Genomic DNA, 15,777 nt, shown 5'->3' on the forward strand with positions numbered 1-15,777 from the left:
AAATATCTTCTTAATATATGTAGAAGCAAGATGAGTGCCCGTAGCGGAGGGTGGGAGTGCCCAGATCGGGTGCTTCCTGCAGCGGAGGCTCAGCCGGAGGGGGCGTCGTCGCCAGCCGCCGCCAGGGTGGCGATGCGTGCCGGTGCCAGCAGATGGCGCGGCGGCGCCGGCGTCCAGCCGAACAGGTGCTGCGTGGCGGCGCTGCAGATGCGCCCCTGGCAGGCACCCATGCCGCAGCGCGTGTGCAGCTTGGCGTCGATCCAGCCGGTGCGGCCTGCCAGTTCGGCGTGCGGCACGTCCTCGCAGCGGCACACCAGGGTGTCTGGCCGGGCCAGGGTCTTGAGTGATTCGTTCAGTGCGAAGGACTGCTGCAGTGCCTGGGCAAAGCCTTCCCAGCGGCGCAGTGTGGCCTGCAGCGCGTGCACCGGGGTGGTGTTGCCTGCAGCGGCATGGCCGGCGATGGCGCCCTGGGCCAGTGCACGCTCGCTGCCGCCAAAGCCGGTGCACTCGCCAGCGGCATAGACCCCGGCCACGCTGGTGCGCATCTGTGCATCGACCTGCAGGCCCAGGCCGCCACTCAAGGGTCCGCCCAGCGCGCAGCCCAGCAGCTGTCCCAGGTGCGTGTTGGGCACCAGGCCGAAGCCGCACGCCAGGCGCTCGCAGGCAATGGTTTCTTCACCACGCCCCGTGCGCAGGCGCACGGACTGCACCTGGCCTTCACCGACGGCTTTGAGCACATGGCTGCCTGCACGAAGTTGCGGGTGCAGCAGCGTGAATGCCTGCACGGCCTTGGCGGGCCAGCGCGGCAGCTGCGCGGCAAAACCTGCGAGCGCGCGCCAGCCGGCCTGCTCGGCCACCCGCACCACCTGGGCGCCGGCCTGGGTGGCGGTGGCAGCGGCGGCCAGCAGCAGCGGGCCTGTGCCCGCGATCACGATGCGCTGGCCCCGCACGGGCAGCCCGGCCTTAATGAGGGCCTGCAAGGCGCCCGCACCGGTCACACAAGGCAGCGTCCAGCCCGGAAAGGGCAGCAGCAGCTCGCGCGCACCATTGCACAGCACGATGCGGTGGCTGTGCTGGGTCCAGCCCCGGTCGGCGTCTTCGAGAAGCAGGGCAGGGGCATGGTCGGCCCGTTGCCGCTCGCCCAGGCCCACCACGCGCGTGCCGCACAGCAGCCGGATGTTGGCGTGCCGCGCCAGGGCCTCGCGGTGCTGGCGGGCCAGGGGCGGCAGCGTGGCACCGGGGCCGTCGCGCCAGATCTGGCCGCCGGCTGCGGGGTTGTCGTCCACGATGGTGATGGCAGCGCCGCTGGGCGCTGCGGCCAGCGCTGCGGCCATGCCTGCGGGGCCGGCACCGATGATGAGGATGTCGCAGCGCTCATGCCTCGGCGAGGGGCTGGAAGAGGTCATGGGCATGGCCTGCCGGTATCGGTGTGGACCTGCATGCCTTCGGTGCACACGGTCTGGCAGGCCAGGCGCGTGCGGCCGTCGATGCGTACCCGGCACTCGTGGCACACGCCCATGCCGCACAGCGGCGCGCGCGGCTGGCCGGTGGTGGAGGTGCGCGTGCGGCCCGGCGGCACCTGGGCCAGAGCTGCAGCCACGCTCGTGCCGGGGGCGACCTGCAGGGGCGTGCCATCGGCGTGGATCCGTACCGTGGGGGCAGTCATGCGATCAGGCTCCCGGCAAAGCGCTCGGGCGAGTAGGGGGTGGGATCAAGCGGCAGCGTGGCGCCCGTGATCTGCGCAGCCAGCAGCTGGGCCGTGGCCGGCGCCGTGGTCACGCCCAGCCCTTCATGGCCCACGGCCAGCCACAGATCCGGTTGGTGCGGGTGGCGGCCGATGATCGGCAGGCCATCGGGCGTGGCCGCGCGAAAACCCGTCCAGGTGCGGATGGCGTTGAGATCGGCCAAGCCCGGCACGTAGTCGAGCGCACGGCGCAGCATGCGTGCCAGCACGGCGTTGTCGATGTCCGGGTCGGTGGTGTCGAACTGGCGCGACGAGCCGATCAGCAACTGCCCCGTGGGCCGCGGCTGCAGGTTGAAGGCCACCGAGGTGCCGTCGCTCTGGTGGGCGTTGGTGATGTAGCCCAGCTCCACCAGTTGGTGGCGCACCGTGCCGGGGTAGCGGTCGGTGATGGCCAGGTGCCCCTTCTTGGGGCGTATCGGCAGGCCGGGGCACAGTGCCGTGGCATGGATGCCGGCGGCCAGCAGCACCGCACCGCCCTCGCGCACGCTGCCATCGGCCAGGTGCACGCGCCGGCCATCGATGCGCGCCACCTGGGCATGCTCGACCGGAAAGGGCCGCGCCGCATGCGCCAGCAGCCACTGCGCGGCGTTGGGGGCGTAGACCACGCTATCGCCACCGACCTTCAAGGCGCCGTGCAGGCCGGGGCGCAGCGCGGGCTCCAGCCGGGCCAGCGTGGGGGCGTCCAGCAGCTCGCAGGCGATTCCGTGCGCGCGCAGGCCGTCGGCCTTGGCTTCGGCGCCGGCCATTTCTTCGGCATTGGCCGCGATCCAGAGCGTGCCGCAGTTGGCATACGCGCAGCCGGGCAGGTCGGCATTCATGCGCGGGCCCCAGGCGTGCCATTGGTCCAGCGAGGCCTGGCTCAGCGCCAGTTCGGCCGCGTTGTCGTCCATCACCACCAGGTGGCCCATGCCGGCCTGCGTGGCGCCGCCGCGGCGCGCATCGAGCACGCGCACCGACAGCCCGGCGTTGGCCAGCAGGTGGGCGCAGGCGGCACCCACCATGCCGGCACCGATGACGATCACATCCGCAGCTTGCATGGGGTGGGGGGTGGCTTAGAGGCGGATGCCCCAGGCAAAGGGGTCGTCCTGCGCGATCAGCAAGGTGGCCTCGGCGCTCATGTGGGCCGTGCCACGCAGCGTGGGGATGATCCGGCCGGGCGTGGCATCGGGTTCGTAGCGCGCCTCGAAGCTGCTGCCGATGATGCTGGCCTGGCGCCACACCTGTCCGGGCTGCAGCTTGCCGTCGGCCGCCAGGCAGGCCAGCTTGGCGCTGGTGCCGGTGCCGCAGGGCGAGCGGTCGTAGGCGCCGCCGGGGCAGAGCACGAAGTTGCGGCTGTCGGCCACATCATCGTCGGCAAAGAGTTCGATGTGGTCGATATCGCCGCCGTTGTCCCCGCAGATGCCCTGGTCCTTCAAGGCCTGCTGCACGGCGCTGGTGTAGGCGGTCAGCGCTGGCAGGTTGTCGCTGGCCACGCGCTGGCCGTGCGCGCTCATCAGAAAGAACCAGTTGCCGCCCCAGGCCACGTCGCCCGTGACGGTGCCGATGCCGGGCACTTCAAGGGACAGGCCCTGGTGCAGCCGGTAGGCGGGCACGTTGCGCACGCTGACCGAGCCATCCCCGTGCAGCGTGGTCATCACCGTGCCCACGGGTGTCTCGATGCCGTGCTCGCCCGGCTGTATGCGACCCAGGTAGGCCAGCGAGGCCACCAGGCCGATGGTGCCGTGGCCGCACATTCCCAGGTAGCCGGTGTTGTTGAAGAAGATCACGCCCGCCGCGTTGGCCGGGTCCTGCGGCGCGCACAGCAGCGCGCCCACGATCACGTCGTTGCCGCGCGGCTCCAGCACCGTGGCTGCGCGCCAGGCGTCGTGCTGGCTGGCCAGCAGGGCGCGGCGCTCAGCCATGCTGCCCGTGCCCAGCTCGGGAAAGCCGCCCACCACCAGGCGCGTGGGCTCGCCGCCGGTGTGGGAGTCGAGGATCTGTATGCGTTGCATAGCACTGTCGTGGGTCATGGTGGGTCGCGTGGGTTGGGGTGCGAGGATCGTAGCGGGAGCCCCGCCGCGATCCCAGCAGTTTCAGTAGCTGGCCAGTGGCACGGGGACGGCGTTCCTGAAGGTCAGCACCGTGATCGGCGCCTGCTTGAGGTTGCCCTTGTCGTCGTAGGCATAGGTGCCCGCCACGCCCTGGTGGCTTGCCAGGTACATCTGCGCTCCGACCTTGGCAGGCTCCACGGACTGGGCTTTCTGCATGGCATCGGCCATGAACATCACCTGGTCGTAGTAGGACGCTGCGTAGGCATCGGCATCGAGCTTGAAGCGCGCCTTGTACTTGGCCTTGAAGGCCGGGCCGCTCGCGGCCTTGTCGAGCATGGTGCCGCCCTGGGCGCAGAACACCGTGTCGTTCACGGCCTCGCCGCCGAGCTTGCCGACCTCGGGGCTGCACAGCGTGTCGCCACCCAGCAGCTTGGCCGAGATGCCCAGTTGCTTCATCTGCCGCGCCATGGGCGCCGCCTGCGGGGCATAGCCGCCAAAGAAGATGGCCTGCGGTTGCTTGCCCTTGAGGCTGGTGAGGATGGACAGGAAATCGGTGGACTTGTCGGTCGTGAACTCCTGGCCCACCACGGTGAGGCCCTGTTTCTTCGCCTCCTTGGTGAACTGGTCGGCCACGCCCTGGCCGAAGGCCGTGCGGTCGTCGATCACGGCGACCTGCTTGACCTTGAGCACCTGGGCGGCATACACGGCCATGTTCGAGCCGATCTGGGTGTCGCTGGCGATGATGCGGAACAGGTTCTTGTAGCCGCCCTCGGTCACCTTGGGGTTGGTGCCGACGGTGGACACCATGGCACCGCCGTCGCTGTAGACGCGCGAGGCCGGGATGGCCACGCCCGAGCAGTAAGGCCCCATGACGAACTTCACGCCGCTGTCCACCAGCTTCTGCGCCACGCTCACGCCGGTGCGGGCGTCGCACTGGTCGTCCTCGGACACCAGTTCGAACTTCAGGGTCTTGCCTCCCACCACGATCTTCTTCGCATTGAGCTCCTCGACGGCCAAGCGCACGCCGTTCTCGTTGTCCTTGCCCGCGAACGCATTCGGGCCCGACAGCGGGCCGCTGTGGCCGATCTTGACGACCTGCTCCTGCGCGAATGCCGGTGCCGCCAGCAGCAGCAGGGCTGCCAGCGCCGTGGGGGTCATGAATCTGGATGCCATGGGAGACCTTTGGGTGGAAGAAGGGAGTGGGGGAGGGCGCGGGCGCTCAGGCGACCGACTGGTACTCGGTGGGGCGCGTGTCCAGCGCCTTCTTCACGACGCGCTCGATGAAGGCGCGCTCCTCGCCGATCAGCGGCAGGCGCGGGCGGCGCATGTGCTCGGTGCCCACGCCCACCAGCACGTCGATGAGCTTGAGGTTCTGCACCAGCTTGGTCGATACATCGAGGTGCAGCATCGGCGTCATCCACTGGTACAGCTTGAGCGCTTCGGCAAAGCGGCCGGCCTTCATCAGGTCGTACAGTGCCACGGTCTCGCGCGGGAAGGCGCAGCCCACGCCGGCCAGCAGGCCGTCGCAGCCCAGGGCCAGACCTTCGTAGGCCAGGTCGTCCACCCCCAGGAAGAGCTGGTAGCGATCGCCCACGGTGTTGCGCAGGTCGGTGATGCGGCGGATGTTGTCCGTGCTCTCCTTGATGGCGGCGATCCACTCGCAGTCGGCCAGTTCCAGCATGTGCTCGGGCTTGAGGTCCACGCGGTAGGCCACGGGGTTGTTGTAGACCATGAGCGGCTTCTGTGCCACCTTGGCCATGGCGCGCACATTGGCCATGGCTTCGCGCGCATCGGCCACGTAGATCACCGAGGGCATCACCATGTAGCCGGCCACGCCCAGCTTGTTGCCGCCATCGATGTAGCGCAGCGCCTCGCGGGTGCTGGTCTCCGAGACGTTGGCCAGCACGGGCACGCGGCCATCGGCGGCGTCGAGCGCGATCTTGGCGACCTGCAGCTTCTCCTCTAGCGTGAGGGTGCTGGCCTCGCCCAGCGAGCCGCAGGTCACCAGGCCGTGGATGCCGTTGCGGATCTGGAAGTCGATGTGGCGCGCCGTGCCTTCGGCATCGATGCTCTCGTCGGCGTGGAACTTGGTGGTGATGGCGGGGAAGATGCCTTGCCAGCGGGGATTGCTCATGGGGTGAACTCCTGGGGATGAAAGAAGGAAGGAACGAAGGGGGTGAAGGAAAGCAGTGGCTGGGATGAATCGGTGTCGTTGGTAAATATATTAAGAAAATATTTGAAATATCTTGTGAGGGTATTTAGCAGCTTGCGTGCCAGCCAAATTTGCGCTTGGATGGGCTGCATCCGGGCGTTCGGGGGCTGAAGAAGCCTGCCAGGGGGCCTTCGTGCATCGTTTTTGGGCGCTGGGCACCGCAACGGGGCATGACTTTGGTGCGGGGCGGATGCGAAGGGATCCCAGACCCGCAACGCCCTTGCGATGCTGCTTCGAGGCGCCTGCCAGCAGCGTTCGGGACAGTCAAGTGCAGTGTCTCTGCAGGCTGCAAGCCGTTTCAGCCTGCTGCCTCGATAGAATCTGTGGTTATCTCCAAAAATGGGGTTGCCGCGCCCTGCGCGAGCGGCCCATCATTCGTTCCAGGCCCGTTGCCCCTTTTCGCCCATGACCAACAACACCACGCCTTCGATCTCGGTTGCAGACATCCGCAAGTCCTTCCTGGACTTTTTCGCCTCTAAGGGCCACACCATCGTGCCCTCGAGCTCGCTGGTGCCGGGCAACGACCCGACGCTGATGTTCACCAACTCCGGCATGGTGCAGTTCAAGGACGTGTTCCTGGGCACGGACAAGCGCCCCTACAACCGCGCGGTATCGGTGCAGGCCTGTCTGCGCGCCGGCGGCAAGCACAACGACCTGGAGAATGTGGGTTACACCGCGCGCCACCACACCTTCTTCGAGATGCTGGGCAACTGGAGCTTTGGCGACTACTTCAAGCGCGAGTCGCTGCATTGGGCCTGGGAGCTGCTGACCACCGTGTACAAGCTGCCCCCCGAGCGCCTGCTGGCCACCGTGTACCAGGAGGACGACGAGGCCTACGACATCTGGACCAAGGAAATCGGCCTGCCGCCCGAGCGCGTGATCCGCATCGGCGACAACAAGGGCGGCCGCTACAAGTCCGACAACTTCTGGATGATGGCCGACACCGGCCCCTGCGGCCCCTGCAGCGAGATCTTCTACGACCACGGCGACCACATCCCCGGCGGCCCCCCCGGCAGCCCCGATGAAGACGGTGACCGCTTCATCGAGATCTGGAACAACGTGTTCATGCAGTTCGACATGGCAGAAGACGGCTCGGTGAGCCCGCTGCCCGCGCCCTGCGTGGACACCGGCATGGGCCTGGAGCGCCTGGCCGCCATCCTGCAGCACGTGCACAGCAACTACGAAATCGACCTGTTCGATGCGCTGATCAAGGCCGCTGGCCGCGAGACCGGCGTGGCCGACCTGAACAACAAGAGCCTGCGCGTGATCGCCGACCACATTCGCGCCACCGCCTTCCTGGTGAGCGACGGCGTGATCCCGAGCAACGAAGGCCGCGGCTACGTGCAGCGCCGCATCGTGCGCCGCGCCATCCGCCACGGCTACAAGCTGGGCAAGAAGACCCCGTTTTTCCACAAGCTGGTGGCCGAACTGGTGCGCGTGATGGGCGACGCCTACCCCAAGCTGCGTGAGCAGGAGCAGCGCATCACCGAGGTGCTCAAGGCCGAGGAAGAGCGCTTCTTCGAGACCCTGGCCAACGGCATGGAAATCCTGGACACGGCCCTGGCCGGTGATGCCAAGGTGCTGCCTGGCGACGTGGCCTTCAAGCTGCACGACACCTATGGCTTTCCGCTGGACCTGACCAACGACGTCTGCCGCGAGCGCGATGTCGAGGTGGACGAGGCCGGCTTCAAGGTCGCCATGGAAGAGCAAAAGCGCAAGGCCCGCGCCGCCGGCAAGTTCAAGATGGACAAGGCGCTGGAGTACACCGGCGATGTGAACCGCTTCACGGGCTACGAGCAACTGGCCGAGACGGCCAAGATCACCGCCATTTACGTGGACGGCACCAGCAGTGCAGCCCTCAAGGCCGGCCAGAACGGCGTGGTGGTGCTCGACACCACCCCCTTCTACGCCGAAAGCGGCGGTCAGGTGGGTGACGAAGGCACCATCACCAGCGGCTCTGCCCGCTTTGCGGTGGGCGACACGCTCAAGGTCAAGGCCGATGTGTACGGCCACCACGGCACGCTCGAAGAGGGCACGCTGAACGTGGGCGACACGGTGCAGGCCGAGGTCAACACGGCCGTGCGCGCCGCCACGGTGCGCAACCACTCGGCCACCCACCTGATGCACAAGGCCCTGCGCGAAGTGCTGGGCACGCATGTGCAGCAAAAGGGCAGCCTGGTGAACGCCGAGCGCACGCGCTTCGACTTTGCCCACAACGCCCCCGTGACCGATGCCCAGGTGCGCGAGATCGAGCGCCTGGTGAACGAGGAGGTGCTGGCCAACGTGCCCACGCAGGCGCGCGTGATGGACATCGAATCGGCCCAGAAGACCGGCGCCATGATGCTCTTTGGCGAGAAATACGGAGAGACCGTGCGCGTGCTCGACATCGGCACCAGCCGCGAGCTGTGCGGCGGCACGCATGTGCAGCGCACGGGCGACATCGGCCTGTTCAAGGTGGTGGCCGAAGGCGGCGTGGCCGCAGGCGTGCGCCGCATCGAGGCGGTGACCGGCACCAACGCGCTGGCCTACCTGCAGCAGCTCGAAGACACGGTGAACCAGGCGGCCGGCACCTTCAAGACCCCGGTGGCCGAGCTCAACCACCGCATCGGCCAGACCCTGGACAGCGTCAAGGCCCTGGAAAAGGAAATCGCAGCACTCAAGGGCAAGCTGGCATCGAGCCAGGGCGACGAGCTGGTGGGCCAGGCGGTGGACGTGAACGGCATCAAGGTGCTGGCTGCGGCCCTGCCCGGCGCCGACGCCAAGACCCTGCGCGACACCATGGACAAGCTCAAGGACAAGCTCAAGACCGCCGCCATCGTGCTGGCCGCCATCGATGGCGACAAGGTGCAGATCGCTGCAGGCGTGACGGCCGACAGCATCGGCAAGGTCAAGGCCGGCGAGCTGGTCAACTTCGTTGCCCAGCAGGTCGGCGGCAAGGGCGGCGGCAAGCCCGACATGGCCATGGCCGGTGGCACCAATGCGGCGGGCCTGCCTGCTGCGCTGGCCAGCGTCGAGGCCTGGGTGCGCGAGCGCGCCTGATTTGCCACGGCAGGTACACCCGATGGACCTGCCTGGACTGATCCCCAAACCGGGCCGCTGCCTGCTCGCCATGGCTTTGGGGCTATGGGTGGCCTGTGCCGCAGGCGCCCCGTCGGATGCTGTGGAGCGCGTGCAGTTCCAGGCGCCTGCCGGTGAGTCGGGTGGCACGGTGACCCTGCAGGCCTGGTGGTACCGTCCGCCCGCCGCATTGGCCCCGGCCACCGGCAAGGACACCAGGCCCCTGCCTGCCGTGGTCATGCTGCACGGCTGTGGCGGCATGCTCAATCGGCGCGGCCAGCCGGCAGAGCGCATGCGCGAGTATGCGGACCTGCTCAACCAGCAGGGCTGGCATGCCCTGGCCGTGGATTCGCTGACACCGCGCGGCGAAAAGGAGCTGTGCACCCAGCGCGTGGGCACGCGCAAGATCAACCAGAACGACCGCCGCCGCGATGCGCTGGCCGCCCTGCAGTGGCTGGCCGCCCAGCCGGGCGTGGACGGCCAGCGGCTGGCGCTGCTGGGCTGGTCGCACGGCGGCAGTGCCGTGCTGGCCGCCAGCAACCTGCGCCATGCTGACGTGGCGGCGGCGAAGGTGCTGCCCCGCCTTGCCGTGGCGTTCTACCCCGGCTGTGGCTCCGACCTGCGCGGCGGCTATAGGCCGGCCGCCGACACGCTGATGCTCGTCGGCAAGGCGGACGACTGGACCCCTGCCGCACCCTGCCAGGCCCTGGCGGCGCCGCGCGGCACACCACGCGACGACATCCCGGGCAGCCGCGAGGTGCGGGTGGTGGCCTACGAGGGCGCCTACCATGGCTTCGATGGCACCGTGCCCTTGCGCCTGCGCACCGACGTGCCCAACGGCGTGTACCCGGGGCAGGGCGTGCATGTGGGTGGCCACCCGGTGGCGCGCGAGCAGTCGCGCAAGGAGTTGCTGGCCGCCCTGGGCAAGGCGTTCAACCGCTGACCTGCAGAAGGCCTGCGGTAGGCCCTCGGCGGGTCAGAACAGCTCTACATCGTCGTTGGAGACCTTGGCCGTGAGGTGCCCGCCGGCAATCAGGTCTTCGTAGAAGCAGACCTGGTTGCGGCCGTGCTCCTTGGCGTAGTAGAGCGCCTGATCGGCCTGGCCCAGGATTTCGACCGGGGAGCCACGCGAGGTGCCGACGAAACCCAGGCTCACCGTCACGCGGCCCACCTGCGGAAAGTCGTACTCCTGCACGGTCTCGCGGAAGCGGTTGAACACCTTGTGCGCCCGTGCCAGCGTGATGTTGCGCAGCAGCACCACGAACTCCTCGCCACCAAAGCGGAAAATGCGGTCGTGAGAGCGGAACGAGGTGCGCAGGATGTTGGCGATCAGGATCAGCACCTCATCGCCGTAGAGGTGGCCGAAGCGGTCGTTGACCAGTTTGAAGTGGTCGATGTCCACCACGGCCAGCCAGTTCTGCGCGGGCTCGCTTTCGGAGGCCACTTCTTCGGTGACCAGCGCTTCGGCGCTTTGCGGGCGGTTGCTGCTCAGGCCGCTGGCGGTGCGGGAGAACTGCTCGTCGAAGGTCTTGCGGTTGAACAGGCCGGTCAGCGCGTCGCGTTCGCTGTAGTCCAGCAGGTTCTGGTAGTTCTGGTAGACCAGGAACACGCCCTTGATGACTTCGAGCTTGTGGGCCGAGAACGGGCGCGACTGCGTGATCTCCAGGCAGGTGCTGACCTTCTCGTGCATCCATACCGGCAGCCACAGCGTATGGCGCCCGGGGCGGTGCGAAAGCGCGCTGTTGCCCTGGCTCTTCACGCATTCGCACAGCTCGGGGTACTGCTCCAGCAGTTCGCGCCGGGGGTCGGCGGCAGCCTCGGAGTCGGTGGAGACCAGTTGCCCGTCCTCCACCCAGGTGCGTGGGCGCACATGGGCCACGCCCTTGTCTGTGAACAGCTCCAGCGCCCGGACCGCCTTGATGCCGCTGAGTTTTTGCAGGGTGGAGAGCACCGACACCTCCAGCCGCAGGTGGTCGCGGTGGCCGGTCATTTCAACCAGGTGTTGCAGGATGGGCTTCATAGGCGCGGTGATGGCGGTCGTCCGGTGGAGGGGGCGCTAATTGCGCCGCACAAACACAATATCCCACACGCCATGCCCGAGGCGCAGGCCGCGGTTCTCGAACTTGGTCAGTGGGCGGTAGTCCGGCTGCGGCGCAAAGCCGTCGGCGGTGTTGGCCAGCAGGGGCTCGGCACCCAGCACCTGCAGCATCTGTTCGGCGTAGGGTTGCCAGTCGGTGGCGCAGTGCAGATAGCCGCCAGGCTTGAGCCGGGCGGCCAGCTTGGCGACCAGCGGCGACTGGATCAGCCGGCGCTTGTTGTGCTTGGTCTTGTGCCAGGGATCGGGAAAGAAGATGTGCACGCCATCGAGGCTGGCCGGGGCCAGCATGTGGTCGATGACCTCGACGGCATCGTGCTGCAGGATGCGGATGTTGCCGATCTCCTGCTCGCCGATGCGCTTGAGCAGGGCACCCACGCCGGGCTCGTGCACCTCGCAGCACAGAAAGTTGTCATCGGGGCGCACGCGCGCAATATGGGCTGTGGCTTCACCCATGCCGAAGCCGATCTCCAGGATCAGCGGGGCCGTGCGGCCGAAGGCGGCGGGGGCGTCGAGCAGGGCGGCGGTGTAGGGCAGCACGAAGCGCGGGCCCAGGTCTTCGAAGGCCTTGGCCTGGCCCGTGGTGGTGCGCCCTGCGCGGCGCACAAAGCTCTTGATGGTCTTGGGGTGGGCAACGCCAGCGGGCGCGGTGTTGCCGGCTTGGGGGGGCCTGGCGGCGGGTGCCGCACTGTCGGGGGCGGGGGAAAGGATTGGCAGTTCGGTCACGATGGGCCATTGTAGTTTCTGAACCACGCATTGGCCCATTGCGCCAGCGCATCCCCCGTGCAAGTGTTGTGTGGATGTGCCAGCGCGGGCAGCCCCAGGGCCTGTGCCGCCTGGGCCAGCGCCTGCAGGGGATCGTGCAGGTCCAGGGCCTGGGCACCGTTCTGCTTGGAGAGTTTCTCCCCGTTGTCGCCACGCACCAGGGGGGTGTGCAGGTACTGCGGCGTGGGCGCGCCGAGGGCGTGCTGCAGCAGGATCTGGCGCGGGGTGTTGTCGGCCAGATCCTCCCCACGAACGATGTGGGTAATGCCCTGGGCCGCGTCATCCACCACCACGGCCAATTGATAGGCCCACAGGCCGTCGGCGCGGCGCAGCACGAAGTCGCCGATCTCGGCCGCCACCTCTTGCTGCTGTTCACCCAGGCGCCTGTCGCTCCAGCGCGTGGGCAAGAGGCCTTCGGGCACCCGAAACCGCCAGGACCGGCCGCCCCGCCCATTCAGGCCATGGCGGCAGGTGCCAGGATAGGGCAGGGCCGCATGCCGCTCGCGCGCATGGCCGAGCGCGAGCTGGGCCTCCTCGATGTCCTTGCGCGAGCAGGCGCAGGGGTAGGCCGCGCCTTCGGCCACCAGGCGATCCAGTGCCTGCTGGTAGAAGGCACCGCGCGCGGACTGCCACAGCGGCGGCTCGTCGGGCACCAGGCCGCAGGCGGCCAACTGCTGCAGGATGATCTCGCCTGCACCCGGGATGCAGCGCGGGGTGTCCACGTCCTCGATGCGCACCAGCCAGCGACCGCCACGCCCTCCGTTGAAGGCGCGGGCGTCGAGCCAACTGGCCAGGGCGGCCACCAGCGAGCCTGCATGCAGGGGCCCTGTCGGCGACGGCGCAAAGCGGCCGATGTAGCCGGACCCGGGGCCCTGCACAGGGTCCTCGCCTTCCTTCATGCCACGGCGAGTGCCAGCTCCAGTCCGGACACGAAGGCATCTTCCAGGCGGTGGCCCAGGCACCAGTCGCCGCAGGCACCCAGGCCCAGCTGGGCGTCCCACAGGTGGCTGCGGCCCAGGGGGTGGGTGGTCTGGGCATAGCGCCAGCGCTGGGTCTGGGCGTGCGCGGGTTGCGCACGGATGCCGGTCACTTCGGCAAAGGCCTTGATCAGCTTGGCCTGCACGCGCTCGGCATCGTCTTCGAGGTGCTCAGCCGACCAGGCGGGGCTGGCCTGCACGGTCCAGCGCTCCACGCTGGGGCGGCCGGGTTTGGAGGATTCGCGCGCCAGCCAGGCAATGCGGTGGTGTGTGCTGCGCGCGGCATTCCACTGCGGGCCCAGGGTGGTCAGGCCCGGGCGCACGGCCTGCGGGTAGGCCAACATCAATGTCCAGCAGGGGGCGATGGCAACGCTGGACAGGGCCGCTGACAGGCTGCTGTCGATGGCCGAGGTGGACAGCAGGGCCTGCGCGGGCGTGGCCGGCTGGGCCAGCAGCACGGCGTCGAAGCCGGCGTACACGTGGTGGCCGCCGTCGGGCCCTTCGGTGCGCAGTTGCCAGCCGGGGGCGTTCAAGGCGTCATGCTCGATGCGCGTGACGCAAGTGTCGGTGATCAGCCGGCCGGCCTGGGCCAGCGGTTCGGCCCAGGTGGCCACCAGCGACTGCATGCCGGGGCTGGCGACCCAGTGCGCTTCGCGCGTGGGCAGGCCGGCGGCGGTCACGCGGCCAGCAGCGTCCAGCACGCGCACGGAATTGGCGCTCCAGCGCTTGCACACGCCGGGCACGGTGTCGATGGCGCGCGCAAAACGCGCATCGCGCACGGTGAAGTACTGCACGCCGGCATCGAAGCCGCCAAAGGGTGAGTCGATGGTGGCCGTGCGTCCGCCGGCGGCGGAGGATTTTTCGAAGACGGTGACCTGGTGGCCCGCCTGCACCAGGGTGCGGGCGCAGGCAATGCCGGCCATGCCGGCGCCGATGATGGCGAAATGCCGGGGTGCCTTGGCACTGCCGGCGGTTTTGCGGGTGGAGGGGGTTGTCGTCGTGGTCGCCGCAGCAGCCACAGGGCTGGGTGCAGGGCGTCGAGGCCGTTTGGCAGGGCGAGAAACAGGTTTGCTCATGGGAGGCCTTTCGGGAACGGTTGGCAGGAAAACTCCGACACCGACCACTCTACACGCCCCGCGCAGGGCTGCGCATCAGAAATGATGGTGGTTTTCCAGCAGTGCGCGGCGTGTGGCGGGGCTTTGCAGTTGGTTGAGCCACCACTGCAGCGCGCGGCCGGGCGCGGTGAAGCCCGGGCCGCCCCAGGCGTAGTGGATGGGCACGCGGCGTTCGGGCCGCGCCACCTTGCGTGTCACCAGCCGCCCGGCTTCGAGGTAGGGGCGCACCATGGGCTCGGGCAGAAAGCCGCCGCCCAGGCCGCGCAACTGGGCGCGCACCTTGGCCTGCATGGTGTCCACCGTTAGCACGTCCTGCCCGCCCAGCAGGCCCATGGTGGCGCCGCCGCGCTGCGCCGAGTCGGCCACGGCGACGGCGCGGTGCTGCAGCAGGGTGGCGTCGGTGATGGGCTCGGGCACCGAGGCCAGTGCATGGTGCGGCGCCACGACGTAGATGAACAGCAGGTCGCCCAGCGTGGCCTGCTGCAGGCCCGCCACGCTGGATCCGGCAATGGTGACGCCGATGGCCAGGTCCGCCCGGCCCGAGGTCAGGGCCTCCAGCGTGCCGGTCATGATGCCGTCGCGCAGCTTCAGGCGGGTGGGGGGCGCCATGGCGTAGAACGCATCCACCAGCTCCATCATGGTGTGCGGCGAAATGGCACCATCGACCGAGATCGTGAGCTGCGGCTCCCAGCCCGTGGCCACGCGGCGCACGCGGTGGGCCACGGCGTCGATGTCCTGCAGCAGCCGCGCGCCCTCGCGCAGCAGCTCCACGCCGGCCTCTGTGGGGCGGGCCTGGCGCGCGCTGCGGTCAAAGAGCAGCACGTCCAGCGCATCCTCGATCTGGCGCACGCGGTAGGTCAGCGCGCTGGGCACCAGGCCCAACTGGCGCGCTGCGGCGGCAAAGCTGCCGGCCTCGGCGATCACCTGCAGCATGGCCAGGCTGTCGGGGGTCAGCACATCGCGCGGGTTTTGCATGGTGGTGCCATGGTAATTCAATTTTTTTGAATCATGCCATCAATGTGCCAGCGCCCGGAACAGGGAGCACGGGCCTAAAGTTGCGTCTTGAAAGGGCTACACACCATGCTGACTGTTCGCAAATCCCAAGACCGCGGCTACGCCGACCATGGCTGGCTGCAGTCGCACCACAGCTTCTCGTTTGCTGGCTACCACGATCCCGAGCACATGGGTTTTGGCAACCTGCGCGTGATCAACGAAGACCGCATCGCCGCGGGCATGGGCTTTGGCACCCATGGCCACCGCGACATGGAGATCATCAGCTACGTGCTGTCGGGCGAACTGGCCCACAAGGACAGCATGGGCAACATCAAGGGCATCCCGCCCGGCGACGTGCAGCGCATGAGCGCGGGCACGGGTGTGCAGCACAGCGAGTTCAACCATGCAGAGGGTCAGACCACGCATTTTCTGCAGATCTGGCTGCTGCCCGACGTGCAGGGCATTGCACCCGGCTATGAGCAAAAGGCCTTTACCGATGCCGAAAAGCGCGGCACGCTGCGCCGGGTGGCCTCGCCCGACGGGGCCGACGGCTCCGTGACGGTGCACGCCGACGCCACGATCTACGCCGGCCTGTTCGACGGCGGTGAGTCGGCCACCCTGGCGCTCGACCCGGCCCGCAATACCTATGTGCACCTGGTGCGTGGCGCGCTGCAGGTCAACGGGCAGGCGCTGTCGGCCGGTGATGCCGCGCTGATCGAGAAGGAAACGGCCCTGGCACTGACCGAAGGCCGCGATGCCGAAGTGCTGGTGTTCGATCTGGCCCCTTGA

At 68.5% G+C, this 15,777-nt stretch carries 14 protein-coding genes; 3 read left to right on the forward strand and 11 right to left on the reverse strand.

Features of this window, described 5'->3' with window-relative positions; translation table 11 throughout:
* Positions 1-89: 89 nt before the first annotated feature.
* From ACSQ9E_RS07585 to ACSQ9E_RS07610, 6 genes are all read right to left on the reverse strand, one after another.
* Positions 90-1,406 (reverse strand): FAD-dependent oxidoreductase, encoded by a 1,317-nt coding sequence (locus tag ACSQ9E_RS07585; protein WP_436217347.1) that lies wholly within the window; start codon positions 1,404-1,406, stop codon positions 90-92.
* Positions 1,403-1,666: a (2Fe-2S)-binding protein gene (locus ACSQ9E_RS07590; RefSeq protein ID WP_057203772.1), complete on the reverse strand. Its 264-nt coding sequence runs from the start codon at positions 1,664-1,666 to the stop codon at positions 1,403-1,405. The genes ACSQ9E_RS07585 and ACSQ9E_RS07590 overlap by 4 nt, the downstream gene beginning before the upstream one ends.
* Positions 1,663-2,781: an NAD(P)/FAD-dependent oxidoreductase gene (locus ACSQ9E_RS07595; RefSeq protein WP_436217348.1), complete on the reverse strand. Its 1,119-nt coding sequence runs from the start codon at positions 2,779-2,781 to the stop codon at positions 1,663-1,665. The genes ACSQ9E_RS07590 and ACSQ9E_RS07595 overlap by 4 nt, the downstream gene beginning before the upstream one ends.
* A 15-nt stretch (positions 2,782-2,796) precedes the next feature.
* Complete coding sequence (locus tag ACSQ9E_RS07600) at positions 2,797-3,735, reverse strand: 4-hydroxyproline epimerase (protein WP_436220195.1); 939 nt, start codon at positions 3,733-3,735, stop codon at positions 2,797-2,799.
* Positions 3,736-3,816: 81 nt separating this feature from the next.
* Positions 3,817-4,947, reverse strand: coding sequence for a branched-chain amino acid ABC transporter substrate-binding protein (locus ACSQ9E_RS07605; RefSeq protein ID WP_436217349.1), 1,131 nt, complete (start codon positions 4,945-4,947; stop codon positions 3,817-3,819).
* Positions 4,948-4,993: 46 nt separating this feature from the next.
* The gene (locus ACSQ9E_RS07610; protein WP_057203768.1) at positions 4,994-5,908 is read right to left on the reverse strand and encodes a dihydrodipicolinate synthase family protein; all 915 of its coding nucleotides are present in this window, start codon (positions 5,906-5,908) and stop codon (positions 4,994-4,996) included.
* A gap of 483 nt (positions 5,909-6,391) precedes the next feature.
* Here ACSQ9E_RS07610 and alaS point away from each other — a divergent pair, with 483 nt between their 5' ends.
* Positions 6,392-9,025, forward strand: coding sequence for an alanine--tRNA ligase (gene alaS / locus ACSQ9E_RS07615; protein ID WP_057269726.1), 2,634 nt, complete (start codon positions 6,392-6,394; stop codon positions 9,023-9,025).
* Between the two features lie 22 nt (positions 9,026-9,047).
* Positions 9,048-9,986 (forward strand): dienelactone hydrolase family protein, encoded by a 939-nt coding sequence (locus ACSQ9E_RS07620; RefSeq protein WP_428000164.1) that lies wholly within the window; start codon positions 9,048-9,050, stop codon positions 9,984-9,986.
* Positions 9,987-10,019: 33 nt separating this feature from the next.
* On the opposite strand, the gene ACSQ9E_RS07625 is transcribed toward ACSQ9E_RS07620, so the two are convergent.
* From ACSQ9E_RS07625 to ACSQ9E_RS07645, 5 genes are all read right to left on the reverse strand, one after another.
* Complete coding sequence (locus ACSQ9E_RS07625) at positions 10,020-11,063, reverse strand: GGDEF domain-containing protein (protein WP_057269728.1); 1,044 nt, start codon at positions 11,061-11,063, stop codon at positions 10,020-10,022.
* 36 nt (positions 11,064-11,099) lie between these two features.
* Positions 11,100-11,903: a tRNA (guanosine(46)-N7)-methyltransferase TrmB gene (gene trmB / locus ACSQ9E_RS07630; RefSeq protein WP_428000165.1), complete on the reverse strand. Its 804-nt coding sequence runs from the start codon at positions 11,901-11,903 to the stop codon at positions 11,100-11,102.
* A complete protein-coding gene (gene gluQRS / locus ACSQ9E_RS07635; protein WP_436217350.1) occupies positions 11,861-12,802 on the reverse strand; it encodes a tRNA glutamyl-Q(34) synthetase GluQRS in 942 nt (313 codons plus the stop codon). The genes trmB and gluQRS overlap by 43 nt, the downstream gene beginning before the upstream one ends.
* Positions 12,799-13,956 carry an NAD(P)/FAD-dependent oxidoreductase gene (locus ACSQ9E_RS07640; RefSeq protein WP_436217351.1) on the reverse strand — a complete coding sequence of 386 codons (1,158 nt, stop codon included), beginning with the start codon at positions 13,954-13,956 and terminating at the stop codon, positions 12,799-12,801. Before ACSQ9E_RS07640 ends, gluQRS begins: the two co-directional genes overlap by 4 nt.
* Positions 13,957-14,031: 75 nt before the next feature.
* The gene (locus ACSQ9E_RS07645; protein WP_436217352.1) at positions 14,032-14,970 is read right to left on the reverse strand and encodes a LysR family transcriptional regulator; all 939 of its coding nucleotides are present in this window, start codon (positions 14,968-14,970) and stop codon (positions 14,032-14,034) included.
* Positions 14,971-15,075: 105 nt separating this feature from the next.
* Between ACSQ9E_RS07645 and ACSQ9E_RS07650 the strand changes: the two genes are divergently transcribed.
* Positions 15,076-15,777, forward strand: coding sequence for a pirin family protein (locus ACSQ9E_RS07650; protein ID WP_436217353.1), 702 nt, complete (start codon positions 15,076-15,078; stop codon positions 15,775-15,777).

The organism is Acidovorax sp. LjRoot118, assembly GCF_964253575.1.
Taxonomy (GTDB): domain Bacteria; phylum Pseudomonadota; class Gammaproteobacteria; order Burkholderiales; family Burkholderiaceae_C; genus Acidovorax.